The following is a 26697-nucleotide window of genomic DNA, read 5'->3' on the forward strand; positions in this document are numbered from 1 at the left end:
CCCACGGTGCGGCGCGATCAGGTCGCCGTCCGGTCATCCCGCGGACGGCGGCCCGAGTCTCAGGTGAGGCCGAGCGTCGGCAGCACGGCCGCCTCCATGAACTTGATGATGTACGACTCGTCCGCGTCCTGCCCCTCGATCACCGGGCGGGCCCGCAGGACGCCGAAGATCTGGCACGGGATGAACTCCAGCGCCGGATGACCGGCCGGGACCTCGCCCCGGGCGACCGCACGGTCGATCATCGCTCTGAGCCCCTCGATCTCGGGCTCGACGAGCGCGTCACGCAGCGCCGTCTTCAGCTCCTCGTCCTGCTGGACGGCATGGCCGAGCGCCTGGAACATGCGCCCCTCGAGGGCGAACCCCTCGCCCGCCTGCCGGGCCACCTCGCGCAGGTCGCCCGCGAGGGTGCCGGTGTCGATGCTCGCGAAGCGCACGCTGCGTCTGGCGCGCAGGGCGGCCGCCACGAACTGTGGCTTCGTCTTCCACTGGCGGTAGAGCGTGGACTTGCTGCACCGCGTGGTCGATGCCACGCCCTCCATGGTCACCGAGTCATAGCCGCACTCACGGATCTGTTCGAGCACTGCGTCGAAGAACTCCTGCTCACGCTCGGGCGTGATCTTGGAGCGGCGCGAGGCGGCGGCCGTCTCCGGCCCCTCCGCTGCCTGCGACGTCATGGCTCTCGTCTCCTTCACTCGTCCCCACGTTTCATCCGGCTGTCAATACGCCACTGTACCGGAACGGCATCGTATCGGTACAGTGCCGTATCGATACCTGCTCGTTTCGGTACAGTGGCGTATCGGTACACTCTCGTTTCGGTACGGCGACGTATCGGTACCTGTGCGTATCGATCGCTTCGCAGCGCCATGAGAACCAAACGCACCAGCAAACGTCAGCGAAGGGGCCGGGAGATGCAATTGCGCACCGAGCCTGCAGAAGAGCGGGCCGCCGACGCGATACCGCGGCCGCCTCTCGTCCGTGAGCTCCTGCTCGTCGCAGGACTCTTCCTCCTGTACAAGTTCGGCAGGATGCTGGCCAACGGCCACAGCGCCGAGGCCTTCCGCAACGCGGACCAGGTCTGGGGATGGGAACGCGCCCTGCATCTGCCGGGCGAGGGCTCCGTCCAGGCCGCGCTGCTGCACAGTGACTCGCTGGTGCACATCGCGAACGTCTACTACGCCACCGTCCACTTCCCGGCCACCGCGGCCTTCCTGGTCTGGCTGTACCTGCGACGCCCCGCCCACTACGTGTGGGCCCGCCGGGTCCTCGCCGCACTGACGGCCGCCGCCCTGCTGCTGCACCTGGTGTTCCCGCTGGCCCCGCCGCGGATGCTGGAGATCGCGGGCCTGGTCGACACCGGTCAGGTGTACGGGCCGACGGTGTACTCGGCGGCCCCGGCGACCGACTCGATGGCGAACCAGTTCGCGGCGATGCCGTCGCTGCACTTCGGCTGGGCGCTGATGGTCGCGATCGGCCTGATCGCCGCGACCCGCTCCCGGCTGCGCTGGCTGTGGCTGCTGCACCCCGCCGTGACCCTGCTGGTGATCGTCGGCACGGCGAACCACTACTGGCTGGACGCGATCGTGGCAACCGCGCTGCTGGGGGCCGCCCTGGCCCTGATCCAGCTCCCGCACCGGACGGCCACGACCGCCGGGCAGCACAGCAAGGCCCTCGTGCCCGTCGAGGAGCCCGCCCTGGTCGGAGTCGGCCGATGAACGCCACCCTCGTCGCCGTCGTCCTCTCCCTCTTCTCCGCCGTCGCCTACGCGGCCGCGGCCGTCGCCCAGGAGCGCCTCGCCTCTCGGGGCGCCACCACGGGCGTACGGCGGATGCTCGCCAGCGGCGCCTGGTGGGGCTCGGTGGGGCTGAACGCCGGGGCCGCGCTGCTGCACGTGGTGGCCCTCAAGTACGGCCCGCTGACGGTGGTGCAGCCGCTGGGCGCGCTCACGCTGGTGGCCGCGGTGCCGCTGGGCGCGCGGGTCGCCGGGCGGCGGGTGAGCACGGTGGAGTGGCGCGGTACGGCTCTGACGCTGGCCGGGCTGGCGGCGGTCCTGGTCGCCGCGTCGGGGCCCGCCCCGGACGACGTACTGAGCGTTCCCGAGGCCCTTGCGGTGGCCGGTGCGACTGCGGCCCTGATCGGCCTGCTGTCCCGGCCCGGTACGAAGCCCGGGCTGCGGCACGCGAGCGCCTCCGGGATCGCCTCGGGTGTGGCCTCCGCACTCACCCAGACGGTGACGGTGGCGGCGACGGATCGTTCCGGCTCGCCGATCAGCGCGCAGGTGATCGTGGTGGCTCTGCTGGTGGCGGCCTTCGCGGCGATCGGCCTGCTCCTGTCCCAGACCGCGTACCGGGGTGGCCTCGGCGCCCCGCTCGCCGTGGTGACCCTGTCCAACCCGGTCGCCGCGGCGGTGATCGGTCTGTCCTTGCTGGGCGAGGGTCTGCGGGGTGGGCTCGCGGGGGTGCTGCTGGCCCTGGCGGGAGCGGGGGTGGCGGCGCGGGGTGTGGTGCTGCTGACGCGGGTCACGCCGGTCGCGGTCACGCCGGTGGACGAGGAGCACCCGGTGGCGGCGGTACTGGCACTGGAGCCGGCCCACGCGCCTACGGAACCTTCCCTGATGCCCCGCAGGCCGGGGATACCGGCGCCGGGGCACCTGACCCCTCTTTGACCGGGCCGGCGTAGGGGGCGCTGCTCGTTGGGAGGCGCCGCTGCGCCCACCCGTGCCGTCCCTGGCAGCACGATTGCCCGCAGTTCAGGGCGGGGCGCCCGCCCGCAGACCTGCCCTGGCTGCGGGCGTCGGCGCGGCTGGCTGTGGGGGGCGGGCCGCCGAGGCCGTGGGCCTCCAGGGCCTCGGAGAACTGCGCGATCAGCCACCACTGCCCGCGCCCGCCCCACCACAACAATCCTCCCGAGCGCTCAGGCGCCCGACGACCGCCCGAACGCCGGATCGCTCACTCCCACCCGCCCGTTCTCCACGTGCCCGGCGAAGCGGCGCAGGAAGCCGTCGGGGCCGTGGACCGTCAGGTCGTACCAGCGCCTGCTCTCGCCCAGGTCGAACACGTGCCGCACCGTCGCGCCGGGCCGGACCTTCACCGTGCGGGCCCGGCCGCCGTACGCACTGGTGACCTTGAGATTCACCGCCCCGGAGCCCTTGTTCGTGAACGTCAGCTCCACGTCGTCGCCGACATGGCGCGCGGTCACCTCCGGCCCGGCGGCCTCGCCCGGTCCCTTGAAGGCGCGCAGGAAGCCGTTGGGGCCGTGGACCGTCAGGTCGTACGAGCCCGAGGAGGACGCCGTGTGCCAGGTGTCCGAGACCGACTTGCCCGCCTCCGTGGTGTACGTCCACGGCCCGTCCGTGCGGTTTTTGGCGGTGACGAGGAACGCGGCGCCCGCCGTGGCGCCGGAGGCGAACGTCAGGGTGAACGTCCCGGCGGCCGGGTCGACCGCACCGTCCGTCCTCGGCACGTACTTGAGGGCGCGGGCAGGCCGCAGCCCGCGCTCCTGCCTCGGCATGCCGGCGTCCGCCGGCACCGAGGGCTTGTAGTCGGGGTGACGCTCGCGGTCCGTCGGCTCGTAACCGTCGGTGTCCGGCAGCGCCGCCGGCCTCGCGTCCTTGCGGGAGAAGTCGAACGCGGAGGTCAGGTCACCGCAGACGGCCCGCCGCCACGGCGAGATGTTCGGCTCGCGCACCCCGAAGCGGCGCTCCATGAAGCGGACGATCGACGTGTGGTCGAAGGTCTCGGAGCAGACGAAACCTCCCTTGCTCCACGGCGACACCACCAGCATCGGCACACGCGGGCCCAGGCCGTAAGGACCGGCGACATGGGTCGCGCTGCCCGCGAAGAGGTCCGGGCCGACGTCGACCGTCGACCTGCCCTGCTCCGCCGAGCGCGGCGGCAGCGGCGGCACCACGTGGTCGAAGAAGCCGTCGTTCTCGTCGTACGTGATGAACAGCGCGGTCTTCGCCCAGACCGCGGGGTTGGAGGTGAGCGCGTCCAGGACCTGGGCGATGTACCAGGCGCCGTAGTTGGAGGGCCAGTTGGAGTGCTCGGAGAAGGCCTCGGGGGCGGCTATCCAGGAGACCTGAGGGAGCTTGCCCGCCTTGACGTCCGCCCTCAGCCGGTCGAAGTAGCCGTCGCCGGCCTTCGCGTTCGTGCCCGTGCGGGCCTTGTCGTAGAGGGGGTCGCCGGGCTTGGCGTCGCGGTACTTGTTGAAGTAGAGGAGGGAGTTGTCGCCGTAGTTGCCGCGATAGGCGTCCGCTATCCAGCCCCAGGAACCGGCCGCGTCCAGGCCGTCGCCGATGTCCTGGTAGATCTTCCAGGAGATCCCCGCCTGCTCCAGGCGCTCGGGGTACGTCGTCCAGCCGTAGCCGGCCTCGTCGTTGCCGAGGACCGGGCCGCCGCCGGTGCCGTCGTTGCCGGTGCAGCCCGTCCACATGTAGTAGCGGTTGGGGTCGGTGGAGCCGATGAACGAGCAGTGGTAGGCGTCGCAGACGGTGAAGGTGTCGGCGAGGGCGTAGTGGAAGGGGATGTCCTCGCGGGTCAGGTACGCCATCGTCGTGGTGCCCTTCGCGGGGACCCACTTGTCGTACTTGCCGCCGTTGTAGGCGGCGTGCCCGTCGGGCCAGCTGTGCGGGAGGCCCTCCAGGAACTGCATGCCGAGGTCGTCGGCGTCGGGGTGGAAGGGCAGGACGTCCTTGGCGCCGTCGGACTGGTGCCAGACCGGCTTTCCGTTGTCGAGCGTCACCGGATGCGGGTCGCCGAAGCCGCGTACGCCTCTGAGCGAGCCGAAGTAGTGGTCGAAGGACCGGTTCTCCTGCATGAGGACGACGATGTGCTCGACGTCCTCGATGGTGCCGGAACGGTGGTGCGCGGGAAGGGCCGCGGCGCGCTGGATGCTCGCGGACAGAGCCGTGAACGCGGTGGTCGCGCCCGCTACTTGGAGAAAGCGCCGCCGGTTGACTTCAGGCATGGGTGAGTGACCTCTTGTCCTGGCGTGGTGTCGTGGTGGTGACCTGCGCGGAAGGAATGGTCCAAGAGGAACGAACGACTGGGAAGGGCCCGTGGCGCGGGTGTGACGGCTGGGGGTCCGTGATGCGAACAGCACAGGCGACCCGCCATGCGGTCCGGCCAACCGGCGAACGATGAGGTGGTGTTCGGCGGCGTGAGCCTGCGGCTCGGTGCCCGGTGTCCTAGGGCCTGGCGAGTTTCGTCACGGCCTCGACGGCGTGGTCGATCTCGGCCTCCGTGTTGTAGTAGTGGGGCGAGAGCCGGACCAGCGGATGGACGTCCCGCTCCTCGGTGTCGAACTGGGTCTGGAGCGGGTCGGTGGTCGTGACGTTGATGCCGTGCCCGGCCAGCGCGGCGGCGACCTCCGCCGTCGGCAGGGCGTCGACCTTGGCGGTCACGATGGCGCACCGGTCCTGCCCGAGGTCGTACGTGGTGACGCCGGGCACCGCGTCGAGGCGCTCGCGCAGTCGGGTGCCCAGCCCGACGGCACGGCGGCCGATCTCGTCCATGCCCAGCTCCAGGGCCTGTTCGACGGCGGCGCCCAGGCCGAGGACGTTGGCGTAGCTGACCTCCCAGGTCTCGAAGCGCCGGGCCCCGGCCTGCCAGGTGAAGCCCCGCCGGCCGTCCCAGGTGGACGCGGCGACCTCGTTGACGTACGGCTCCAGGTACTCCAGTGCCTCGGGGCGGACCCACAGGAAACCCGTGCCGCGCGGGCCGCGCAGGAACTTTCGGCCGGTGGCGGTCAGCAGGTCGCAGCCGATCTCGGCGACGTCGACGGGGAACTGGCCGACGGACTGGGTGGCGTCGAGGAGGAACGGCACGCCCGCGGCCCGGGTGACGCGGCCGATCTCGGCGACCGGGTTGACGAGGCCGCCGCTGGTCGGGACGTGGCTGATGCCGACCAGTCTGGTGCGGTCGTCGATCAGGTTCGCGAGGGCGGCGGTGTCGACCTGTCCGGACGCGTCGTTGGGGACGACGACGACCTCGGCGCCGGTCCGCGCGGCGATCTGCAGATAGGCGAGGACGTTGCTGCCGTACTCGGACCGGCCGGTGAGGATGCGGTCGCCCGGCCGGAAGGCCATGGAGTAGAACGCGGCGTTCCAGGCGTGGGTGGAGTTGTCGAAGAGGGCGATCTCGTCGGGTCGGCCGCCGATCAGCCGGGCGAGTTGCGCGTAGGTGGCGTCGACCCGGTCACGGGACTGGTCCGCGGCCTCGTAGCCGCCGATCGCGGCCTCCAGCTCCAGATGGGCGGTCATGGTCTCCAGGGTCCGCCGCGACAGCAGGCCGGCACCCGCGTTGTTGAGGTGCATCCGGTTCGCGGTGCCCGGGGTGTCCCGCCGGAGCGCTTCGACGTCCATGCCCATGCCGATGTCCCTGCCGCTGTTCATGTCCATGTCCATGTCCTTCACGCTCCCAAAGCGGATCACATCAGTAAAGGGAACGTTTCTGGATGCGACAGGCCACAGAGGCTGATGGATCGACCCTGGTGGGTGGTGGACATGTGCAACCTGCGTCGCGCCGCTGCTGGAGCGGGACGGCCGTCGGTGACGACGATCGCGGCCTCGGTGACAACGATCCTCAGGCGTCCAGCCCCCCGCGCTTGACCAGCTGGCTCGCGATGACGTTGCGCTGGATCTCGTTGGTTCCCTCGCCGACGATCATCAACGGGGCGTCCCGGAAGTACCGTTCGACGTCGAACTCGGTCGAGTAGCCGTAACCGCCGTGGATGCGGACGGCGTTGAGGGCGATCTGCATGGCGGTCTCGGAGGCGAAGAGCTTGGCCATGCCCGCCTCCATGTCCACGCGTCGGCCCGCCTCCGCCTCCCGGGCGGCGTACAGGGTGAGCTGGCGGGCGGCGGTGAGCGAAGTCGCCATGTCCGCCAGGTAGTTGCCGATCGACTGGTGCTTCCAGATCGGCTTGCCGAACGACTCGCGCTCCTGGGCGTAGGCGAGGGAGTCCTCCAGGGCGGCACGGCCGACGCCGAGAGCGCGGGCGGCGACCTGGAGGCGGCCCGTCTCCAGGCCCTTCATCATCTGGGCGAAGCCCTTGCCCTCGACTCCGCCGAGTACGGCATCGGCCGGTGCCCGGTAGTCGTCGAAAGCCAGTTCGCAGCTCTCTACGCCCTTGTAGCCGAGCTTGGGCAGGTCGCGGGAGACCGTCAGGCCGGGGCCGTGTTCGACGAGGAGGATCGAGATGCCCTGGTGGGCGGGGCTCGCGTCGGGGTCGGTCTTGCACAGCAGGGCGATCAGGCCGGAGCGGCGGGAGTTGGTGATCCAGGTCTTCGAGCCGTTGACGACGTACTCGTCGCCGTCGGCGGCCTTGCGGGCGACCGTGCGCATGGCCTGGAGGTCGGAGCCGCCGCCCGGCTCGGTCAGGGCCATGGTCGCGCGGATCTCGCCGGTGGCCAGCTTCGGCAGATAGTGGTTCTTCTGGGCGTCGGTGCCGAAGTGCAGGATGAGCTTGGCGACGACCGTGTGGCCGCCCATCGCCCCGGCCAGGCTCATCCAGCCGCGGGCCAGCTCCTCGGTGATCAGGACGTAGCAGGGGGCGGAGACCGGGGTGCCGCCGTACTCCTCGGGGACGGCGAGGCCGTAGATGCCGAGCCGCTTCATCTGCTCGATCAGGGCCTCGGGGTAGGTGTTGGTGTGCTCCAGTTCCTGGACGACGGGCTTCACCTCCTTGTCGACGAAGTCCCGCACCGTCCTGACGATGAACTGTTCGTCCTCGGACAGGATGTCCAGAGTGCTCATACGGTGACGCTCCTTGCTGTTCAGACGGAGTGGCCGGCCCTGAGGCCTTCGATGTCGGCCGTGCTGTAGCCCAGTTCGGCCAGGATGCTCTCGGTGTGTTCGCCGACCGCGGGGACGGGGTCCATGCGCGGCTCGACGCCGTCCAGGTCCGCCGGGGGCAGCAGCGCGGGCACGGTGGCGCCGTCGGGGAGCCGTACGTCCCGCCAGCGGTCGCGGCCGTCGAGCACCGGATGGGCGAGGAACTCCTCGACGTCGTTGACCCCCGCGTTGGCGATGCCCGCCTCGTCCAGCAGCTTCATCGCCTCGCCCCCGGGCAGCTCGGCGAACCGCTCGGCCACGATCGCGTTCACCTCCGTACGGTGGGCGACGCGGGCGGAGCCGGTGGCGAAGCGGGGGTCGGTGACGAGCCCGGGCAGGCCGAGGAACCGTTCGCACAGCGCGGCCCATTCGCGTTCGTTCTGGACGGAGAACAGCACGTCCTTGCCGTCGGCGGCGGTGTGGGCGCCGTACGGGGCGATCGTCGCGTGCTGGGTGCCGATACGCGGGGGCTGGGTGCCGCCGAAGCGCGTGTAGTAGGCGGGCTGGCTCACCCACTCCGCCAGCGCCTCGAAGAGGGACACCTCCACGGCGCGTACGGCACCCGTGGTGGCCCGGGCGAGGAGGGCGGTGAGGATGCCGGAGTAGGCGTACATGCCGGCGGCGATGTCGGCGATCGACACCCCTGTGCGGGCGGCGCCGTGTTCGTTGCCCGTCAGCGACACGAGCCCTGTCTGGCACTGCACCAGCAGGTCGTACGCCTTGCGGTCGGCCCAGGGGCCGGTGGAGCCGTAGCCGGAGACCGAGCACGGGATCAGGGAGGGGAAGCGTTCGGCGAGGGCCTCCGGGCCCAGGCCCATCCTCGCGGCCGCGCCCGGAGCCAGGTTCTGCACGAACACGTCGGCCCCGGCGAGCAGTCGCTCCAGGACGGTCCGGCCCGCGTCCGACTTCAGGTCGAGCGTCACCGACTCCTTGGACCGGTTGAGCCACACGAAGTAGCTGGACTCGCCGTGCACGGTGGTGTCGTAGCGGCGGGCGAAGTCGCCTCCTCCCGGGCGCTCCACCTTGATCACCCTGGCCCCGAGGTCGGCGAGCTGGCGGGTGGCGAAGGGAGCGGCGACGGCCTGCTCGATGCTCACGACGGTGATGCCGGACAGTGGCCGTGCGTCGGGGGGCTCGGTCATGGGGGTGACCTCCAGAGGGTGTGGTCCCGTACCGAGTACCATCATCAGCGGTCATTCCCGCTTAGGTGAAATAGCAATTCGTAATGTCCCCATGCGCGCATCGGATGGCGTGCGCGCGGCGGACGGCGACGGAAGGGCGGGCGGCACCCGTGGACGTCAAGCAGCTCAGGGCGATCGTGACGGTCGCGGAGGTGGGCAGTGTCACGCGCGCCGCGGAGCTGCTGCATCTGGTGCAGCCCGCGGTGACCCGGCAGATCCGCACCCTGGAGCAGGAGCTCGGCGTCGATCTCTTCGAGCGGACCGGGCAGGGCATGCGGCCCACCGAGGCCGGGGCGATCATGGTGGACCGCGCCCGGCGTGCCCTCAACGAGCTGGAGCGGGCCCGCGCCGAGGTGCAGCCCGCTCCCGGGGTGGTGACCGGCATCGTCACCGTCGGGCTGCTGGAGAGCACGAGCGATCTGCTGGCCGAGCCGCTGGTGACCGCCGTCGCCCGTGACCACCCCGGCGTCGAACTGCGTCTGATGACCGCCTACTCCGGGCATCTTCAGCAGTGGCTCGACGACGGCGACCTGGACCTCACCCTGCTCTACAACCTGGACAGCACGCCCTCGCTCAACGCCCGCCCACTGGTGCGCGAGCGCCTGTGGGCCGTCGCCCCGCCGTCCGCCGGCCTGAGCGCCGACCGTCCGGTGCCGTTCACCGAGGCGGCCCGGCATCCGCTGGTCATGCCCGCCTCGGGGCACGCCCTGCGTCGACTGATCGACGCCGCCGCCGTGCGTTCCGGGGCCGCCATGGACATCGTCGTGCAGACCAACTCGATGCGGGTGCAGAAGCAGCTCGTCCTGGCCGGGCACGGCTGGACCGTCCTGCCGGGCGTCGGCATCGCCGAGGACGTCGCGCGGGGCACGCTGAGCGCGGCGCCGCTCACCGAGCCGGACGTCCGGCGCTCCATCGTCCTCGGCACCCCGCGGTACGGCCGGACGCCGCCCGCCGTGGAGATCGTCGCCCGGGAGCTGGTCCGCCAGATCGACTCGGCGGTGGCCGACGGCAGATGGCCGTCCGCGCGGACGCAGGGCGCCGAGCAGGCCACCGAGCAGGACTGACACCCCCGTACACCCACGCCCCGTACGCCCGCGCCCCCGCGCTCGGCCCGAGCGGAAACCGAAGGAACCCCCGCCATGAACCACCCCGGCGCCCGATCCGCCGCCGCCGTCGCCCACGCCCAGGACGGCACCGCACTGGCCTACCAGCCCCAGGGCGACGGCTACCCGCTGCTCCTCCTGGCGGGGCAGGCCAACAACCACCACTGGTGGGACGGCGTCCGCGAGGACTTCCACGCCACACACTCCACGATCACCCTCGACCACCGCGGCACCGGCGCCAGCGACAAGCCCCAAGGCCCCTACTCCACACGGCAGTTCGCCGAGGACGTCATCGCCGTCCTGGACCACGCGGGGATCGAGCGGGCCGACGTCTACGGCACGTCCATGGGCGGCCGTATCGCCCAGTGGGTCGCCGCCCGCCATCCGGACCGGGTCCGGCGGCTGGTCCTGGGCTGCACCAGCCCCGGCGGCCCGCACGCCGTCGAGCGCGACGCGACCGTACGTCGGTCCCTGGCCCAGACCGACCCGGTGGCGGCACGGGAGGTGCTGACCGACCTGATGTACACCCCGGCCTGGCGTGCCGCCCACCCCGGCCCGTACGCCACGCTCGGCGACCCCGGCATGCCCCCGCACGCCCGCCTCGGCCATCTGCGGGCCAGCAACGGGCACGACGCCTGGGACGTGCTGCCCCTGATCACCGCGCCCACCCTGATCCTCCACGGCGACCAGGACCGGCTCACCCCGGCCGACAATCTCCCGCTGCTGGCCGCCCGTATCCCCGGCGCCCGCAGCCATGTGTTCCCCGGCGCCCGGCACGCCTACTTCGAGGAGTGCCGGGCGGAGGCGGGCCCGCTCGTCGCGGCGTTCCTCACCGAAGGGGCGTAGCACTCAGCGTTCCTCGCCGAGGGGCCGTCGCCGAACCGCAGGTCACGGGGGCCATGCGCGCGGCGCATGCAGGTATCACCGTTTTCTATTGTCCAACCTTCCCCATCAGCGCTCATGATGTGCGCCATGAGTCAGACACACGCCCCGGCCCCCTCCTGGCAGGAGGACGTCTTCACCGCGTTGAAGCGACGCGGCATCCAGCAGATCGCCTACGTCCCGGACTCCGGCCACTCCCACACCATCCGTGAGGCCCGGCGCGACCCCGACATCCATGACGTGGTGCTGACCACGGAGGAGGAGGGTGTCGCCGTCGTCAGCGGGGCCTGGCTGGGCGGGCAGCGCGCGGTGCTGCTGATGCAGAGCAGCGGTGTCGGCAACTGCGTCAACATGTTCTCCCTGCCCCAGATGGGCCAGTTCCCCTTTCTGACGCTGGTGACCATGCGTGGCGAGTACGCCGAGTTCAACCCCTGGCAGAGCCCGATGGGCCGCACCACCCAGCAGGCACTGGAGCTGATGGGCATCACCGTGCTGCGCGCCGACACCCCCGAGGAGGTCGAGGAGACCGTCGAGGCCGCCCTGGACTCGGTGTTCGAGGCGGGCGAGCGCGTCGCCGTGCTCCTCGGGCAGAAGCTGATCGGCCGCAAGAAGTGGGAGCGCGACTGATGACCGTCACCGACACCGCGTCGAGCACCACCGCGTCCCTGCCCCGGCTGGACCGGCGCCGCTTCGTCGCCGACCTGATCGCCCTGATCCCCGAGGACACCCTGCTGGTGACGGGCCTCGGCTCCCCCAGCTACGACGTGTTCGCCGCCGGGGACCGTCCCGGCACCTTCTACCTCTGGGGCGCGATGGGCGCCGCCGCCCCGCTCGCCCTCGGGCTCGCCCTCGCAAGGCCGGACCGCCCGGTCGTCGCGATCACCGGCGACGGCGAACACCTCATGGGCATCGGCACGTTGGCCACCATCGGCGCCCAGCTCCCGCCCAACCTCACCGTCGTCGTCCTCGACAACGAGCACTTCGGCGAGACGGGCATGCAGCCCAGCCACACCGGCCTGGGCACCGACCTCGTCGCCGTCGCCCGGGGCTTCGGCATCCACGACCCCCTGCGGATCACCGACCTCGCGCAGACGGACGACCTCGCCTCCCGGATCAAGGCGCGCACGGCGACGACGTACGCCCAGGTGCTCATCGACACCACCGAGCCGCCGCGCGCCCTGCCGCCCCGCGACGGTGTCGCCAACAAGAACTCCTTCCGTGCCGCACTGGGCCTGAACACCTTCTGATCCGGGGGGACTTCGCATGCAGCCGCAGCGCTACGACATGTTCATCGACGGGGAGAGCCGGAAGCCCGCCGGAGGCGAGTGGTTCCCCACGGACAACCCCTATCTGGGCACCCCGTGGGCCGAGATCGCCAAGGGGACCGCACAGGACGTCGACGACGCCGTACGGGCCGCCGATCGCGCCCTGCGCGCCGGGCCCTGGGCCGAGCTGACCGCGAGCGCCCGCGGTGCCCTGCTGCGGCGGCTCGGCGACACGATCGCCGCGAACGCCCGTCATCTGGCCGAGCTGGAAGTCCGCGACAACGGCAAGCTCTTCACCGAGATGTACGGCCAACTCACGTATGTGCCGCAGTGGTTCCACTACTACGGCGGGCTCGCCGACAAGATCGAGGGGACCGTCCCGCCGATCGACAAGAAGGGCTACTTCGCCTACACGAAGAAGGAGCCCGTCGGGGTCGTCGGGGTCATCACGCCGTGGAACTCGCCGCTGTTGCTGCTGGCCTGGAAGATCGCGCCCGCGCTGGCCGCCGGGTGCACGGTAGTGGTCAAGCCGTCGGAGTTCACCTCCGCGTCCACCCTCGAACTGGTCCGGCTCTTCCACGAGGCGGGGCTGCCGCCGGGTGTCGTCAACGTCGTCACCGGGTTCGGGCAGGACGTGGGCGCGGCCCTTGTCGAGCACCCTCTCGTGCGGAAGGTCACCTTCACCGGTTCGGACGCCACGGGCCGCCGTATCAACGAGGCCGCGGCCCGTGACTTCAAGCAGGTCAGCCTCGAACTCGGCGGCAAGTCGCCGAACATCGTCTTCGCCGACGCCGACATCGAGGCCGCCGTGAACGGCGCGGTGTCCGGCATCTTCGCCGCCACCGGGCAGACCTGTATCGCCGGTTCCCGGCTGCTGGTGCAGGAGAGCGTGCACGACGAGGTCGTGGGCCGTCTGGTCGACCTCGCGCGCACGGCCCGGATGGGCGACCCGATGGACGAGGCCACACAGGTCGGGCCCATCACGACGCCCGCCCAGTACGCGAAGGTCCTCGACTACATCGACATCGCGCGCGAGGAGGGCGCCCGGCTCGTCCTCGGCGGAAGGGCCGCGGACCGCGGTGGCCTGTTCGTCGAACCGACCGTCTTCACCGGTGTGCGCAACACCATGCGCATCGCCCAGGAGGAGGTCTTCGGTCCCGTCCTCGCCGTGATCCCCTTCAAGGACGAGGACGAGGCCGTCGCGCTCGCCAACGACAGCCGCTACGGCCTCGGCGCCGGCGTCTGGACGACCGACATCGGGCGCGCCTTCCGCATGGCCGACCGCATCCGCTCCGGCACGGTCTGGGTCAACACCTACCGCGCGGTCAGCTATCTGACCCCCTTCGGCGGTTTCAAGGACTCCGGGATCGGCCGCGAGAACGGCATCGGCGCCATCACGGCGTACCTGGCGGACAAGAGCGTCTGGATCAACACCGGGGCGCCCACGGGCAATCCGTTCGTCATGCGCTGACCGACCCGACCGAGACACGCAGCAGGCCCTCCCCGCGCGACACGAGCAACGGAGCTTCCCATGTCGCAGAGCCACACCTCCTCCGTCCCCACCACCCCGTCCCGGACCACCGCCAACGTCGTACGCGGCTGTCTGGGCAACCTCATCGAGTGGTACGACTGGTTCGTCTACGCCACCTTCAGCATCTACTTCGCGGCCGTCTTCTTCCCCGAGGGCAATCGGACGGCCCAACTGCTCTCCACCGCCGTCGTGTTCGCCGTCGGGTTCCTGATGCGCCCGCTCGGCGGCTGGCTGCTCGGCGCCTACGCCGACCGGTACGGCCGCCGCCGCGCGCTGACCCTGTCGGTCACGCTGATGAGCATCGGCTCGCTGACCATCGCGGCCACCCCGTCCCACGAGACCATCGGCCTGTGGGCACCGGCCCTGCTGATCCTGGCCCGGCTCGCCCAAGGGCTGTCCGTGGGCGGCGAGTTCGGCTCCAGCGCGTCGTATCTGGCCGAGATCGCCCCGCCCGGGCGGCGCGGCTTCTACTCCAGCTTCCAGTACGTGTCCATCGTGCTCGGCCAGCTCGCCGCGCTGCTGGTGATGATCGTGCTGCAACGCCTGCTGACCGAGGGCCAGTTGGAGACCTGGGGCTGGCGTGTGCCGTTCCTGATCGGCGCGGTCGCCGGTCTGGCCGTGATGTATCTGCGCCGCACGATGGAGGAGTCGGAGCACTTCCGCCAGGAGCAGGCGAGGGCCGCCGAGCGGGATCCCGCGGTCAAGGAGCGCACGGGCCTGGCCGCCCTGTTCAGCGAGTACCCGCGCCGGCTGATCGCCGTGTTCGGGCTGGCCATCGGTGGCACGGTCGCGTTCTACACGTACACGACGTACCTGCAGAAGTACCTGGTGAACACGGCCGGCATCCCGAAGCCGACCGTCTCCCTCATCGGCTTCGCCGCGCTCTTCATCTACATGCTGCTGCAGCCGGTCGCGGGCCATCTGTCCGACCGGGTCGGCCGCCGGCCGGTGATGTTCGGCTTCGCGATCGGCGGCATGGTCCTCACCGTGCCGATCATGACCGTCCTCGGTCGTACGAGCAGTCCGTGGATCGCCTTCCTGCTGATGACGACCGCGCTGACCTTCCTCAGCGGCTACTCGGCACTGGCCGCGATCATCAAGGCCGAGATGTTCCCCACCAAGGTCCGGGCCCTGGGTGTGGGCCTGCCGCACGCCCTGGTCGCCGCCGTCTTCGGCGGCATGACCGAGCCGATCGCGCTGGCCCTGAAGAACGGCGGGCACGAGACACTCTTCTTCTGGTACGTCACCGGGTGCATCGCGCTCACCTTCCTGGCCACCCTCCTCGTCCGCGAGCCCTCCCGCACCTCCCTCCTGGAGACCACCGATGCAGACCACCCCGCCCCCGCTCGGCTCGTACGTGGAGTCGTGGACTCCTGAGCCGGTGACGGACGAGGACCCGCTGTCCCCCGGCCCGGCGGCGGCCCTGTCGGCGGTCCTGAACCTGCCCGACACCACCGCGAAGGCCGGTGACCCGCTGCCCCCGCTGTGGCACTGGCTCCACTTCCTCGCCTGGCCCGCGCAGCGCGCGCTGGGCGCCGACGGCCACCCCCTGCACGGGCACTTCCTGCCGCCGCTCCCCCACCGCCAGCGCATGTGGGCCGGAGGCCGCTGCGAGATCACCGAACCGCTCCGCCTCGGCGCGCCCGCCGAACGCGTCAGCAGCCTCGCCTCGGTCACGGCCAAGCAGGGCCGCACCGGGGAGATGCTGTTCGTCACCGAGCGCCGGGAGTTCCGCCAGCACGGGCGGACCTGCCTCGTCGAGGAACAGGACATCGTCTACCGGTCCGGCCGCAGCGCCGGGCAACACCCGCAGGAACTCGACGGGTCGGCCTTCCCCCACCCCGACGAGCCGTGGCAGCTCCCGCTGCGCCCCGATCCCGCGCTGCTCTTCCGCTTCAGCGCCCTCACGGCCAACGCCCACCGCATCCACTACGACGCCCCGTACTGCCGGGACGAGGAGGGCTACCCCGGGCTCGTCGTCCACGGCCCGCTGCTCGCCCTGCTCATGCTCGAACTCGCCCGCCGTCACGCCCCCGACCGGCCGGTGCGGTCGCTGGAGTACCGGCTGCGGCGGCCGGTGTTCGCCGGGGAGCGGCTGGTGGCGTGCGGTACGCCGGCCGAGGACCGGGCCGAGCTGCGTATCGCCACGCATCGCGAGGAGCGGCACGCCACGGCGAAGGTGGTCTTCGCGTGACGACCCCGATCGCCCTCGCCCGCAGCTTCCTCTTCGTCCCCGGCGACCGGCCCGACCGCTTCGACAAGGCCGTCTCCTCGGGTGCCGACCTCGTCATCGTCGACCTGGAGGACGCGGTCGCCGCCCCGGACAAGGAGCGCGCCCGCGCCCACGCCGGGGCCTGGCTCGCGCGGGGCAACCGGGCGATCGTACGGATCAACGCGCCCGGCACCCCGTGGTCCGAGGCCGACCTGCGCCTCGCCGCCGAGCACGGCTGCCCGGTCGTGGTGCCCAAGGCCGAGGACCCCGCCGTACTCGCGGAACTCTCGGCCCGTACGGCCGGGCGGTGCGACCTCGTCGCGCTCGTCGAGACGGCCCTCGGCGTGGAACGGGCGTACGAGGTGTGCGCCACGCCCGGGGTCGTGCGCGCCGCGTTCGGCAACGTCGATCTGGCCGCACGGCTCGGCGTCGCCCACGACGACCACACCGCGCTGGCGTACGCACGCTCCCGGCTGGTCGTCGCCTCGGCCGCGGCGGGGATCGGCCCGCCCGTCGACGGGGTCACCACCGCCGTACGGGACGAGGAGTCGCTGACCGCCGACCTGGCCCTCGCACGCCGACTGGGCTTCACCGGCAAGCTCTGCGTCCACCCGTTCCAACTCCCTTACGTGGACGAGGCGTTCGCCCCGTCGGAGGAGGAGCTGGGGTGGGCCCGTGCCGTCCTGGGCGCCGGTGACTCGGTCACCACGGTCGACGGGCAGATGATCGACAAGCCGGTGCTGGAACGCGCCCGGTGGCTGCTGTCACTGGCGCGCGAGCCGCACGCGGCGAGCTGACGCCAAGGCGGGCGGCGTTCGAGGTTGCCACCCGCCCCGGGTTCGTGGCGTCGCGGTTATCGGGTGCCCGCGGCCGGCCGACTCCACGAACAGGGTGCCGGTGGCTCCGGTCGCGCCCAGGACGAGTGCTCGGTTCTCCGAGCGAGAGCCACCCACGCCCTCGGCATCCCGGAGGACGCCGAGTTCGCGGGGACGCACTGACCGGGCGATGTCCGGCACCGAGTGGAGCGACCTCAGGTGACCGGATCGAGGAAGGTCAGCACCGACGCGTCCTCCTCGATCAGCGGGGAGAGGGCCGCGTTGAACGGGCCGCCGTACGGGGCTTTCAGGTGCGCCTGGAAGGCGTCCTCGTCCCGGTACACCTCGAAAATCCAGTAGGCACGTGGGTGGGACGCCTTGGTGTAGACGTCGAAGGCGAGATTGCCCTCTTCCTCCCGCACCTTCTGGGCGTACTCCAGGAGCAGACGGGTGACCTCGTCCTCCGCCCCCTCACGGGCGGTGAACTCGGCGAGCAGGGTCTTGTTCACGGTGTGGCTTCCTTCGTGGTCGGGTCGGGGTCGGTCGCGGTAGGAGTTGACGTGCCGGACGCGGGCCCGATCGAGCTTCACCGAGCCGTCCTCGGCGAAGAGGGCGACCCGGCCCGTGCGTCAACGGTCCGGGAGTGACACCCCCCTTGCCCGGTCGGCCCACCCGTCAGACGGGGTCGGCCGCGGTGAGCCGCTCCACCTGCTCCTGCCACGGCGGGTTGGGGCCGGCGACCGAGCAGGTCAGGGCAGCGACCCGGACGGCGAAGCGGCAGGCCTCCGCGACGTCGTCGGGGCGGAGATCAGTCAGCCGGCCGCCCAGGAAACCGCGGGCGCCGAGGTGGTGCAGCAGTCCGGCGGTGAAGGAGTCCCCCGCCCCGACCGTGTCGACTACGGTCGTGGACACGGCGGGTACCTGGATCCGTTCGCCGTCCAGTGACGCCAGGACACCGTCGGCGCCGCGTGTGATCACGACGAGCCTCGCACCGGCCGCGTGCCAGATGTCGCAGGCCTGCTCGGGCGGGGTGCCCGGCAGCAGGAGTTCGAGGTCGTCCTCGCTCAGCCGGAGCACATCGGCTAGGGCGCACCAGTGGGCCAGCCGGGCGCGGTAGACATCGGGGTCCACCAGCAGCGGCCTGACGTTGGGGTCGATGCTGATGGTCGCATGAGGGGCGGCCGTCGCCAGGAAGTCCTCCACGACCGCCGCGCCGGGCTCCCGGACCAGGGCCAGCGAGCCGGTGTGCACACAGGCTGCCCCGGACAGGTCGACCCGCGCCAGCTCCTCGGCCGTCCACTGCCAGTCGGCGGTGTTCTGGGCGTGGAACGAGAACGCGGCCTGCCCCCGGTCGTCCAGCTCCGCCACGGCGAGGGTGCTGGGCTCGGCGGCCTGGACGGCGCTCGACAGGTCCACCCCGGACGCCTCCAGGTGGGCGCGGAACAGGCGGCCGAACACATCCCCGGAGAGCCGTGCGAGGAAGCGGGCCCGGGTGCCGAGGCGGGCCAGGGCCACCGCCGTGTTCGCGGGTCCGCCGCCGGGCAGCACGCGCAGGGCCAGCTCGTTCGAGGCGCTCGCGGGTTCGGTGAACGCGTCCGCGACGCACTCCCCAAGGACGGTGATCCGACACGGGCTCATGGGCTGCTCTTCTCTGACTGACGTACGGGCCGACCGGACCCGTCGTGGCGCGGCCGACCCGCCCGCGACGGGTGGGCGGCGGCCGGGGGCGTTGCCTATTTGTGACAAGTAAAGGGCATTGACGTTTCCGGGAGATGGAGTCCATCATCCTCGCCATGCAGTGTCAACGATGACATAAGTCAACGATGACATCTCCGGGACGGCATCTTCCGATGCCGGCCGCGCCGCACGTCATCACGCAGGAGTCGTTCATGTCTCGCACCACTCGTCTGTCCTCCTCCCTCCTCAGAGTCGCCGCCGTCACGGGCGTCGCGGCCCTCACCCTGACGGCCTGCGGATCCGGCTCCGGATCGGACTCCGCGAGCTCCGGTTCCGGCTCCGGCGACGTCAAGGTCGGCCTGATCACCAAGACCGACACCAACCCGTTCTTCGTGAAGATGAAGGAGGGCGCGGAGAAGGCCGCCAAGGAGAACGGCGTCGAACTGCTCACCGCCGCGGGCAAGTTCGACGGCGACAACGCCGGCCAGGTCACGGCTCTGGAGAACATGGTCGCCTCCGGGGTGAAGGGCATCCTGATCACCCCGAGCGACTCCAAGGCCATCGTGCCCGCGATCGAGAAGGCCAAGGCGAAGGGCGTTCTCGTCATCGCCCTGGACACCCCGACCGAGCCGGAGAGCGCGGTCGACGCCCTCTTCGCCACCGACAACCTCAAGGCCGGTGAGCTGATCGGCGAGTACGCCAAGGCCGCCATGAAGGGCAAGACCGCGAAGATAGCCGCCCTCGACCTCGCGCCGGGCGTCTCCGTCGGCGTCCAGCGGCACAACGGCTTCCTCAAGGGCTTCGGCGCCACCGACAAGGACGTCGTCTGCGCCCAGGACACGGGCGGCGACCAGGCCAAGGGCCAGACCGCGATGGAGAACTGTCTCCAGAAGGAGCCGGACATCAACGTCGTCTACACGATCAACGAGCCGGCCGCGCTGGGCGCCTACACCGCGCTCAAGGCCAAGGGCCGGGAGAAGGACGTCCTGATCGTCTCCGTCGACGGCGGCTGCACCGGGACCCAGGCGGTCAAGGACGGCAAGATCGCCGCCACCTCGCAGCAGTACCCGCTGAAGATGGCCGCCGAGGGCGTCAAGGCCGTCGTGACATACGCCAAGGACGGCAAGAAGGCGTCCGGCTACACCGACACGGGCGTCACCCTGATCAGCGACAAGGCACAGGACGGGGTCGCGTCCAAGGACACCGCGTACGGCCTGGAGAACTGCTGGGGCTGAGCCGCCCCCGGGGTTCGTACCCCGCCTCTCCCCTCAGCGGGGCGGCCGTCCCTTCCTCCCCGACCGGGTGACGGCCGCCCGCTCGTCCTCTTGTCCTCCGACCGGGAAGGACAACGACCACTGTCTTCCGACAAGGACTTCGCATGACAGCCACGACCACGCCGTACGCCGAGCTCAAAGCACCGACCACGGCCCGCCGACTGCTCACGGCGCCGACCACCGGCCCCCTGGTCGCCCTCCTCCTGGCCTGCGCCTTCTTCTCGCTCTCGACCGACCAGTTCCTGACCGGCGGCAACTTCTCGCTGATCGTGCAGCAGGTCATGGTCGTCGGCACCCTCGCCATCGGACAGACCCTGATCATCCTCACGGCGGGCATCGACCTGTCGTGCGGTGCCGTGATGGCGTTCGGCAGCATCATGATCGCCAAGATGGCAGCCGAGGGCTCCCTGCCCCCGTTCGCCGCCATCGGCCTGGGCATCGCCGTCTGCGGCGGCTTCGGGCTGCTCAACGGGTTGCTGGTGCAGAAGATCCCGCTGCCGCCGTTCATCGTCACCCTCGGCATGCTCAATGTGGCGTTCGCGCTGACCCACATCTACTCCGAGGAGCAGACGGTCACCAACCTGCCCGGCCCGCTGACGGCCCTCGGGCAGACCTTCCCGCTCGGCCACACCGACATCACCTACGGCTCCCTGGTCACCATCGCCCTGTTCCTCCTCCTCGCCTACGCGCTGAGCAGCACCGGCTGGGGCCGGCACGTCTACGCCCTGGGCAACAGCCAGGAAGCGGCCCGCCTGAACGGCATCCGCACCTCCCGGCTGACCATCGGCGTCTACACCGTGGCGGGTCTGCTGTACGGCATCGCCGCCCTGCTGCTCATCTCCCGTACCGGCGTGGGCGACCCGCAGGCGGGGCAGACCGACAACCTGGACAGCATCACCGCCGTGGTCCTCGGCGGCACCAGCCTCTTCGGCGGCCGCGGTTCGGTCCTGGGCACCTTCATCGGCGTCCTCATCGTCGGCGTCTTCCGCAACGGCCTGCAGCTGATGGGCGTCGCTTCCATCTACCAGACGCTGATCACCGGAGTCCTGGTGATCCTCGCGGTGACCGTCGACCAGATCTCCCGGAAGAAGGCCCGATGACCGCCACGTCCACCCCCACGCCCGTGCTCCAGGCCCGAGGTCTGGTCAAGCGCTACGGCCAGGTCACCGCCATCGACGGCGCCGACTTCGATCTGCTGCCCGGCGAGGTCCTGGCCGTCATCGGCGACAACGGCGCCGGCAAGACCAGCCTGATCAAGGCCCTCACCGGCGCGCTGACCCCCGACGCGGGCGAGATACGCCTCAACGGCGAGCCCATCACCTTCTCCGGTCCGCAGAGCGCCCGTGCCCACGGCATCGAGACGGTCTATCAGGACCTGGCCGTGGCCGCCTCCATGGACATCGCGTCGAACATGTTCCTCGGCCGTGAGCTGCGCCGCCCCGGTGTCCTCGGCAGTGTCTTCCGCATGCTCGACAAGAAGCGGATGCGCCAGGAGGCCGCCGAACACATGGCCGATCTGAAGATCGGGCTGCGTTCGCTGACCCAGTCGGTCGAGACGCTCTCCGGCGGTCAGCGGCAGGCCGTCGCGGTCGCCCGGTCCGTCGCCTGGGCCCGCAGCGTCGTCGTCATGGACGAACCCACCGCCGCCCTCGGCGTCAAGGAGTCCGGTCAGGTCCTCGACCTCATCCGACGGGTCCGCGACAAGGGCATGCCGGTCGTTCTCATCAGCCACAACATGCCGCACGTCTTCGAGATCGCGGACCGGATCCACGTCCACCGCCTCGGCAAGCGCGCAGCTGTGATCAAGCCCTCCGACTACTCCATGGCCGAGGTCGTCGCCATCATGACCGGCGCACTCACCGTCGACGCGGCCGGAGATACTGTCGTAGCGGATTCCGCGGCGGCCAAGGCCGCCGGCGTCCAGGCCCATTGACGCCACGAGTTCACGACACTCACAGGTTCCGGCCGAAGGCCGCGGCCGGAACCGACGAGCACAGGAGACCGTTACCTCCATGGCAGCGAACCGCCGCCCCACCCTCGCAGACGTGGCAAGAGAAGTGGGCGTCAGCGCCAAGACCGTCTCCCGCGTCCTCAACGAGGACGGGCCCGCCTCGGCCCGGACCAGGGAACAGGTGCTCGCCGCCGTCGCCAAACTCGGCTTCCAGCCCAACCTCATGGCCCGCAACATCCGCGTCGGCGGCCCCGACACCACCATCGGACTGGTCATCCCCGACCTCGGCAACCCCTTCTTCGGGGCCGTGGCCAGCAGCATCGAGGACAGGGTCCGCGACCGCGGGCTGACCCTGCTCATGGGCTCCTCCGCCGACGACCCCGGCCGTGAACGCGCGCTGACGGACAAGTTCCTCGCCCGCCGCATCAGCATCCTGATGGTCGTGCCGTCCGTAGGCGCCGACCACTCCCACCTCAAGTCCCACCGTGCCGCGGGCCTGCCTGTCGTCTTCCTCGACCGTCCGGGAGTGGGCCTCGCCACGGACAGCGTCGTCAGCTCCAACCGTACGGGCGCCCACGACGGGGTCGCCCACCTCATCTCCTACGGCCACCGGCGCATCGGTTTCGTCGGTGACCTCCCCACCAAGCTCTACACCCGCCGCGAGCGCCTGGCCGGCTACCGCGCGGCCCTGGAGGAGGCCGGACTCCCGCACGACCGCGCCCTCGTCACCAACGCCCATGACCAGCACGGCGCTTCGGCGGCCACGGCCCAACTGCTGGATCTGGCGGATCCTCCCACCGCCCTGTTCGCCGGCAACAACATCGTCGCGCTGGGCATAGTGACCGAACTGGCCCGGACCAACCGCAAGGACATCGCCGTCGTCGCCTTCGACGACGTGGCCCTCGCCGAGGCCCTCGAACCGGCGCTGACCGTGGTCGCCCAGGACCCCGAGGAGATCGGGAAGGCGGCGGCCACCGCCGCCCTGGCCCGCCTCGACGGCGACCGCTCCCGTGCCCGCACCATCACCGTCCCCACACGACTGATCGTCCGGGGCTCGGGGGAACGGCCCGCTCCGGCACTGCGGAAGGCCTGACCCCCGTACCCGCATGGATCAGGTGGTGGAACCGGCACCGGGCTCCTCGCCCTGCGACCGGGCCGGGAGCGAGCCCCGGAGTGACGTCCGGTCCTCCGGGGCTCCCTGGTCTTCAAGTCACCCCGCGTTGAAGCGGTACGACCCCGCGCGGGCCCGGTAGACCCTGTAGGCCGCACCGCCTGAGACGGCGTCGCGGACGAAGGTGACACCCCGGGGCGCGGAGACGGGCTTGTCCTGGGTGGGGACCCAGATCTCGGCCTCCGTGTTGTACGGAATCCGCACCGCGAGGTCGATCCTGCCGTCCCCTCGCCGCCGCCATTCCGAGGACACCTCTCCTCGTACCGTGTCGATCGACGCGCTGACATGGTCGAGGGTCGCGGGTGCCAGGTCGATGTCCTGCGTGTCCTTCGGGACACGGCTGTTGACCGGCGACGAGGGGATGTACGGGCGGATGCGCAGCGACTCGTAGGCCGTCGAGGTCGGCTTGATACCGGCCAGGCCCTGGTAGAACCAGGTGGCCACGTTGGAGCGGTAGTGGTGGTTGACCGAGAGCCGGTCGGTCCACTGCTCCCACAGCGAGGTGGCGCCCTTGGCGATCTGGTACACATAGCCGGGCTGGCCGGTCTGCGTGACGGCCTTCAACGCGACGTCCGTGTAGCCGTATTCGCTGAGGATGTCGAACTCGTAGCGCGAGCCGTACATGTCGTTCTGGATGTGCTGGTCCGCGGCCACGATCCGGTCGGCGAGCAGCTTCGCGAGGGCCTTCTTGTTCTCCGCGAGAGTCTTCGTGCCCGCCAGGTGGCGGGGGTCGCCGGGGCTCAGGTCCGAGCCCGGCACCAGGTCGAACGCCATGGCCAGGGCGTTCTCGCTGGAGATGCTGCCCTGGGTGAAGCAGCCCTTGGCCGCGTCCCAGTAGTTGGCGATGAACGCCTTGCGCAGAGTGCGGGCCAGCCGCGCGTAGTGGGCCGCCCGGCGCTTACGGCCGATCATGCGTCCCACCTCGTCCATGTAGTCGCAGAAGTGGACGTAGAAGGCGAGGCTGATGACGGCGTTGCTGCCGGGGCTCTCCGCGCCGGAGTAGGCGCCGAGGGAGGCCTCGAACCTGTAGTCGTTCTCGGCGGTGAACAGCGTCTCGTAGTACTTCAGAAGCGTGTCCTGGTGAGGGTAGAGCTCCGCGAACAGGCTGCTGTTGCCGTAGTACGTGTACAGCTCCCACGGCATGACGAAGTACGCCGAGTCCCAGGCGGGCACCGCCTTCCACGCGGCGTTCCAGCCGGGGGTGTGGTCGTAGCCGTAGCCGCCCTTGGCGATGGGGACGAACATGGGCAGCTGGCCGGTGGAGATCTGGGCGTCGGGGAAGTGACGCAGCCAGTTGGTGAAGACCGCGTTGACGTCCCAGGTGAGGGACTCGGACTCGGAGCTGGCCATGGCGTCGCCGGTCCAGCCGTTCTTCTCCCGGGACGGGGTGTCGGTGGGCTTCTGCACCAGGTTGTTCTGCTCGGCCCACTCCAGGTTGCGCTGGAGGCGGTTGAGCAGGGCGTTGTCCGTGGTGAAGGTGCCGGTGCGGGCGAAACCGGTGCGGGCGACTCCGACGGTCAGCACGTCCGCGTCACGCTTCGGGTCGGGGGCTCGCCCGAGGACGGCCTCCAGGTTCATGACCTCCAGGTAGCGGAAGCCGAAGTGGCTGAACTGCTGTTCCCAGGTCTGCGTCGATCGCCCGCCGAGGGTGTAGTAGTGCGTCTGGAGGTTGGCGTCGTGCTGGAAGTTCTCCTCCTCCACGGAGAGCGGGGAGCCGGCCGTGCCGTCGCCGGCGACGATCCGGTTGCCGCCGCGGATCCGCAGGGTGAGGCCCTCCTTGTCCGGGCGTATGCCGGTGAGCCGCAGACGGACGAGGCCGGTGAGGATCTGGCCGTAGTCCAGGACCCAGGTCCCCGAACCGGGGGCCGTCTCGGTGATCGAGACGGGGCGCAGCGTCTGGTTCACCAGCACCGGCTCCGCCTCGTGGGCCCGCACGACGGCGTGCCTGAAACCGTCGGGGATCCTCGTGGCGGGCAGCGCGCCGTGGTACTTCGGCGCGGGTCCGGAGCAGCTGCCCGGGGGGATCAGCACGGTGGCCGGGCGCCACTCACGGCCGGTGCGCCGGCCGACCGAGCGCCACTCCCCCAGCGCGTCCGCGCGCCGGGCGTCGTACTTCTCGCCCGAGTACACGGAGTCGAAGGTCGTGGGCCCGTCCGCGACGAGCCAGTCCTCGTCCGTCACCAGCGTGGTGCGGGAGCCGTCGGTGTACGTCACGACGAGTTTGGCACGCAGGCGCGGCTGGCCGGCGTAGGGCGCGAGCTGCCAGTACCACTCCTGAGGCGTGGTCACGCCGTACCAGCCGCGTCCGAGTTCGGCGGCGACGACGTTCTCCCGGCCCGCGTGGAGCAGCTCGGACACGTCGAAGGTGTCGTAGAGGACCGTGCGGTCGTAGGTGCTCTGGTCGGTGAGCAGCCGGGGCACGTTGGTCCGGCCCTTGTTCGCCCGCTTGCCGTCGACGGTGATCGGGTCGCCGTTGACGGTGAACGTGACATTGCCGGCCGCGCTCAGGTGCAGTCGGGCCTTGGCGATGCGGCGGCCCTTGGGGAGGGGGAACGCGCGGTGCAGGACGGGTGCCGGGTTGGCGAGGGGCAGCACGCTGTTCTTGGACGGGATGAACGGGTTCTTCGGGGGGAAGGTGAGGCCGCCGAGGGTGCCGATGCCGTTCTCGAACGGGTTCGCGCCCTTGGTGAGATCGACGGAGAAGTCGCGGGCGCCGGTGCCGGTGACCTTGACGCGGCGCACGGTGGCGTTGGTGCCGCCGGCGAAGCCGAAGCTTCCGTGCCGGCGGATCTGGTCGCCGGTGAGGGTGCGGCTGTCGACCTCGACGTCGTTGACGGTGGTGGTCACGGTGAGCCCGGTCACCGCCACCACCACCGTGTGGTCACGGGTGGCCCAGGTGTCCTTGGTCAGGCCGGTCGAGGCGGGGAGGGCGACCGTGCCGACCGGGACGCTGCGGGTGCCCGCGGTGGTGGGGTTGGTCTCGCTCTGCGGGTCGTAGTGGTCGACACCCCAGTTCGGCTCGGAGGTGCCGTCGTCCACCCAGGTGTTGCCGGCGTAGTGGCTGGTCTTCATGACCAGCTGCATGTCGTCGCCGCTCTGCCGGAGCGTCCAGACGAGCCCCTCGCCCCAGCTCTTGCCGATGGGCTCGGCGCGCAGCAGCAGGGAGATGCCGCTCGCGGGGTCGGAACCGCCCCGGAAGACCACGGTCGCCGTGAGGTCCCGCCAGTCGTGGTCCCGCGCCGTGCGGCCACCGATCCAGCGGGCGCCCGACCAGTCCTTCTCCCCCTTCAGCAACCCGGTCTCCCACACGGCGGGCTCGCTCCACGCGCCGGGCGCGCCCTTCTCGTCCCAGGTCCGCACCCTCCAGTGGTACGCCTGCTCCGACTTCAGCGCGCCGCCCCCGTAGACGGCTCGGGTGCTGGCCGAGCCCTTCACCCTGCCGCTGCGCCACACGTCCGCCCGGCCGGGCTTCGTACCGACCTGGATCTCGTACGCGGTCTGCCTGGCCACCGGAGGAACCCAGCTGAAGGCCGGGGCGCTCTCCGTGCCGAGCGGCGCGACCCGGGAGTTGACCTGGAGGTCCACGGGGGCGGAACGGTGTCCGCCGGACGCCGCCACGGCGCCCGGAGCGGCGGCGAGCGGGAGAGAGGCCCCGGCTGCCGCCGCCGTCATGATGCCGAGCACCTGTCGGCGGCTCAACGCACTTCTGTGTTCCTCGGCCACGGCTGAGATTCCTTTCGTGAGCGCATCGCGAGATGCGCTGGAAACGGGGTGTCCCTCCCCCGAAACACCAGGTCGCTCAT

Annotated in this window: 22 protein-coding genes; 14 read left to right on the top strand and 8 right to left on the bottom strand. The window is 70.9% G+C overall.

What is annotated here, in order from left to right:
* Positions 1–59: 59 nt before the first annotated feature.
* Entirely contained in the window at positions 60–674 is a 615-nt protein-coding gene (locus SGFS_RS13285; protein ID WP_286250159.1) for a TetR/AcrR family transcriptional regulator, read from the bottom strand.
* A gap of 234 nt (positions 675–908) precedes the next feature.
* Between SGFS_RS13285 and SGFS_RS13290 the strand changes: the two genes are divergently transcribed.
* Both SGFS_RS13290 and SGFS_RS13295 read left to right on the top strand, forming a co-directional pair.
* Positions 909–1712, top strand: a complete 804-nt coding sequence (locus SGFS_RS13290; RefSeq protein ID WP_286250160.1) for a phosphatase PAP2 family protein — start codon at positions 909–911, stop codon at positions 1710–1712.
* The gene (locus SGFS_RS13295) at positions 1709–2662 is read left to right on the top strand and encodes a DMT family protein (protein WP_286250162.1); all 954 of its coding nucleotides are present in this window, start codon (positions 1709–1711) and stop codon (positions 2660–2662) included. Before SGFS_RS13290 ends, SGFS_RS13295 begins: the two co-directional genes overlap by 4 nt.
* Positions 2663–2910: 248 nt before the next feature.
* On the opposite strand, the gene SGFS_RS13300 is transcribed toward SGFS_RS13295, so the two are convergent.
* From SGFS_RS13300 to SGFS_RS13315, 4 genes are all read right to left on the bottom strand, one after another.
* Entirely contained in the window at positions 2911–4965 is a 2055-nt protein-coding gene (locus SGFS_RS13300; RefSeq protein WP_286250163.1) for a phosphocholine-specific phospholipase C, read from the bottom strand.
* Between the two features lie 220 nt (positions 4966–5185).
* Entirely contained in the window at positions 5186–6397 is a 1212-nt protein-coding gene (locus tag SGFS_RS13305) for an aminotransferase class V-fold PLP-dependent enzyme (protein ID WP_286250164.1), read from the bottom strand.
* A gap of 184 nt (positions 6398–6581) precedes the next feature.
* On the bottom strand, positions 6582–7754 hold the full coding sequence (locus tag SGFS_RS13310; RefSeq protein WP_286250165.1) for an acyl-CoA dehydrogenase family protein: 1173 nt from the start codon (positions 7752–7754) through the stop codon (positions 6582–6584).
* A gap of 20 nt (positions 7755–7774) precedes the next feature.
* Positions 7775–8974 carry a CaiB/BaiF CoA transferase family protein gene (locus SGFS_RS13315; protein ID WP_286250166.1) on the bottom strand — a complete coding sequence of 400 codons (1200 nt, stop codon included), beginning with the start codon at positions 8972–8974 and terminating at the stop codon, positions 7775–7777.
* Between the two features lie 149 nt (positions 8975–9123).
* On the opposite strand from SGFS_RS13315, the gene SGFS_RS13320 reads away from it, so the two are divergent.
* The 8 genes from SGFS_RS13320 to SGFS_RS13355 all read left to right on the top strand — a co-directional run bounded on the left by SGFS_RS13320 (position 9124) and on the right by SGFS_RS13355 (position 16803).
* The gene (locus SGFS_RS13320) at positions 9124–10077 is read left to right on the top strand and encodes a LysR family transcriptional regulator (protein ID WP_286250167.1); all 954 of its coding nucleotides are present in this window, start codon (positions 9124–9126) and stop codon (positions 10075–10077) included.
* Positions 10078–10152: 75 nt separating this feature from the next.
* Positions 10153–10962: an alpha/beta fold hydrolase gene (locus tag SGFS_RS13325; RefSeq protein WP_286250168.1), complete on the top strand. Its 810-nt coding sequence runs from the start codon at positions 10153–10155 to the stop codon at positions 10960–10962.
* A gap of 126 nt (positions 10963–11088) precedes the next feature.
* Positions 11089–11625: a thiamine pyrophosphate-binding protein gene (locus SGFS_RS13330; RefSeq protein ID WP_286250171.1), complete on the top strand. Its 537-nt coding sequence runs from the start codon at positions 11089–11091 to the stop codon at positions 11623–11625.
* Positions 11625–12245: a thiamine pyrophosphate-dependent enzyme gene (locus SGFS_RS13335; RefSeq protein ID WP_286250172.1), complete on the top strand. Its 621-nt coding sequence runs from the start codon at positions 11625–11627 to the stop codon at positions 12243–12245. The genes SGFS_RS13330 and SGFS_RS13335 overlap by 1 nt, the downstream gene beginning before the upstream one ends.
* Before the next feature lie 16 nt (positions 12246–12261).
* The gene (locus tag SGFS_RS13340) at positions 12262–13734 is read left to right on the top strand and encodes an aldehyde dehydrogenase (RefSeq protein ID WP_286250173.1); all 1473 of its coding nucleotides are present in this window, start codon (positions 12262–12264) and stop codon (positions 13732–13734) included.
* A 60-nt stretch (positions 13735–13794) separates the two neighbouring features.
* Positions 13795–15171 carry an MFS transporter gene (locus SGFS_RS13345; protein ID WP_286250175.1) on the top strand — a complete coding sequence of 459 codons (1377 nt, stop codon included), beginning with the start codon at positions 13795–13797 and terminating at the stop codon, positions 15169–15171.
* The gene (locus SGFS_RS13350; protein ID WP_286250177.1) at positions 15119–15988 is read left to right on the top strand and encodes an HTD2 family dehydratase; all 870 of its coding nucleotides are present in this window, start codon (positions 15119–15121) and stop codon (positions 15986–15988) included. Before SGFS_RS13345 ends, SGFS_RS13350 begins: the two co-directional genes overlap by 53 nt.
* Positions 15985–16803, top strand: a complete 819-nt coding sequence (locus tag SGFS_RS13355; RefSeq protein WP_286250179.1) for an HpcH/HpaI aldolase/citrate lyase family protein — start codon at positions 15985–15987, stop codon at positions 16801–16803. The genes SGFS_RS13350 and SGFS_RS13355 overlap by 4 nt, the downstream gene beginning before the upstream one ends.
* A 233-nt stretch (positions 16804–17036) precedes the next feature.
* On the opposite strand, the gene SGFS_RS13360 is transcribed toward SGFS_RS13355, so the two are convergent.
* Together SGFS_RS13360 and SGFS_RS13365 are read right to left on the bottom strand one after the other, a co-directional pair.
* Complete coding sequence (locus SGFS_RS13360) at positions 17037–17330, bottom strand: putative quinol monooxygenase (RefSeq protein ID WP_286250181.1); 294 nt, start codon at positions 17328–17330, stop codon at positions 17037–17039.
* Positions 17331–17496: 166 nt separating this feature from the next.
* Positions 17497–18459, bottom strand: a complete 963-nt coding sequence (locus SGFS_RS13365; RefSeq protein ID WP_286250183.1) for a carbohydrate kinase family protein — start codon at positions 18457–18459, stop codon at positions 17497–17499.
* Positions 18460–18710: 251 nt separating this feature from the next.
* On the opposite strand from SGFS_RS13365, the gene SGFS_RS13370 reads away from it, so the two are divergent.
* The 4 genes from SGFS_RS13370 to SGFS_RS13385 all read left to right on the top strand — a co-directional run bounded on the left by SGFS_RS13370 (position 18711) and on the right by SGFS_RS13385 (position 22816).
* Positions 18711–19733, top strand: coding sequence for a sugar ABC transporter substrate-binding protein (locus tag SGFS_RS13370; RefSeq protein WP_286250185.1), 1023 nt, complete (start codon positions 18711–18713; stop codon positions 19731–19733).
* Positions 19734–19876: 143 nt separating this feature from the next.
* The gene (locus SGFS_RS13375) at positions 19877–20872 is read left to right on the top strand and encodes an ABC transporter permease (RefSeq protein ID WP_286250187.1); all 996 of its coding nucleotides are present in this window, start codon (positions 19877–19879) and stop codon (positions 20870–20872) included.
* A complete protein-coding gene (locus SGFS_RS13380) occupies positions 20869–21705 on the top strand; it encodes an ATP-binding cassette domain-containing protein (protein WP_286250190.1) in 837 nt (278 codons plus the stop codon). The genes SGFS_RS13375 and SGFS_RS13380 overlap by 4 nt, the downstream gene beginning before the upstream one ends.
* Positions 21706–21784: 79 nt before the next feature.
* Positions 21785–22816 (top strand): LacI family DNA-binding transcriptional regulator, encoded by a 1032-nt coding sequence (locus SGFS_RS13385; RefSeq protein WP_286250192.1) that lies wholly within the window; start codon positions 21785–21787, stop codon positions 22814–22816.
* A 117-nt stretch (positions 22817–22933) separates the two neighbouring features.
* Here SGFS_RS13385 and SGFS_RS13390 read toward each other — a convergent pair whose 3' ends face one another.
* Positions 22934–26617, bottom strand: a complete 3684-nt coding sequence (locus tag SGFS_RS13390; protein ID WP_286250194.1) for a family 78 glycoside hydrolase catalytic domain — start codon at positions 26615–26617, stop codon at positions 22934–22936.
* Positions 26618–26697: the final 80 nt, after the last annotated feature.

The organism is Streptomyces graminofaciens (assembly GCF_030294945.1).
GTDB lineage: Bacteria > Actinomycetota > Actinomycetes > Streptomycetales > Streptomycetaceae > Streptomyces > Streptomyces graminofaciens.

Bases quoted from the DNA above. Each gene is read 5' to 3' on its own strand.
- SGFS_RS13285 (WP_286250159.1), bottom strand. From the start codon at position 674: ATGACGTCGCAGGCAGCGGAGGGGCCGGAGACGGCCGCCGCCTCGCGC.
- SGFS_RS13290 (WP_286250160.1), top strand. From the start codon at position 909: ATGCAATTGCGCACCGAGCCTGCAGAAGAGCGGGCCGCCGACGCGATA.
- SGFS_RS13295 (WP_286250162.1), top strand. From the start codon at position 1,709: ATGAACGCCACCCTCGTCGCCGTCGTCCTCTCCCTCTTCTCCGCCGTC.
- SGFS_RS13300 (WP_286250163.1), bottom strand. From the start codon at position 4,965: ATGCCTGAAGTCAACCGGCGGCGCTTTCTCCAAGTAGCGGGCGCGACC.
- SGFS_RS13305 (WP_286250164.1), bottom strand. From the start codon at position 6,397: ATGGACATGAACAGCGGCAGGGACATCGGCATGGGCATGGACGTCGAA.
- SGFS_RS13310 (WP_286250165.1), bottom strand. From the start codon at position 7,754: ATGAGCACTCTGGACATCCTGTCCGAGGACGAACAGTTCATCGTCAGG.
- SGFS_RS13315 (WP_286250166.1), bottom strand. From the start codon at position 8,974: ATGACCGAGCCCCCCGACGCACGGCCACTGTCCGGCATCACCGTCGTG.
- SGFS_RS13325 (WP_286250168.1), top strand. From the start codon at position 10,153: ATGAACCACCCCGGCGCCCGATCCGCCGCCGCCGTCGCCCACGCCCAG.
- SGFS_RS13330 (WP_286250171.1), top strand. From the start codon at position 11,089: ATGAGTCAGACACACGCCCCGGCCCCCTCCTGGCAGGAGGACGTCTTC.
- SGFS_RS13335 (WP_286250172.1), top strand. From the start codon at position 11,625: ATGACCGTCACCGACACCGCGTCGAGCACCACCGCGTCCCTGCCCCGG.
- SGFS_RS13340 (WP_286250173.1), top strand. From the start codon at position 12,262: ATGCAGCCGCAGCGCTACGACATGTTCATCGACGGGGAGAGCCGGAAG.
- SGFS_RS13345 (WP_286250175.1), top strand. From the start codon at position 13,795: ATGTCGCAGAGCCACACCTCCTCCGTCCCCACCACCCCGTCCCGGACC.
- SGFS_RS13350 (WP_286250177.1), top strand. From the start codon at position 15,119: ATGCAGACCACCCCGCCCCCGCTCGGCTCGTACGTGGAGTCGTGGACT.
- SGFS_RS13365 (WP_286250183.1), bottom strand. From the start codon at position 18,459: ATGAGCCCGTGTCGGATCACCGTCCTTGGGGAGTGCGTCGCGGACGCG.
- SGFS_RS13370 (WP_286250185.1), top strand. From the start codon at position 18,711: ATGTCTCGCACCACTCGTCTGTCCTCCTCCCTCCTCAGAGTCGCCGCC.
- SGFS_RS13375 (WP_286250187.1), top strand. From the start codon at position 19,877: ATGACAGCCACGACCACGCCGTACGCCGAGCTCAAAGCACCGACCACG.
- SGFS_RS13380 (WP_286250190.1), top strand. From the start codon at position 20,869: ATGACCGCCACGTCCACCCCCACGCCCGTGCTCCAGGCCCGAGGTCTG.
- SGFS_RS13385 (WP_286250192.1), top strand. From the start codon at position 21,785: ATGGCAGCGAACCGCCGCCCCACCCTCGCAGACGTGGCAAGAGAAGTG.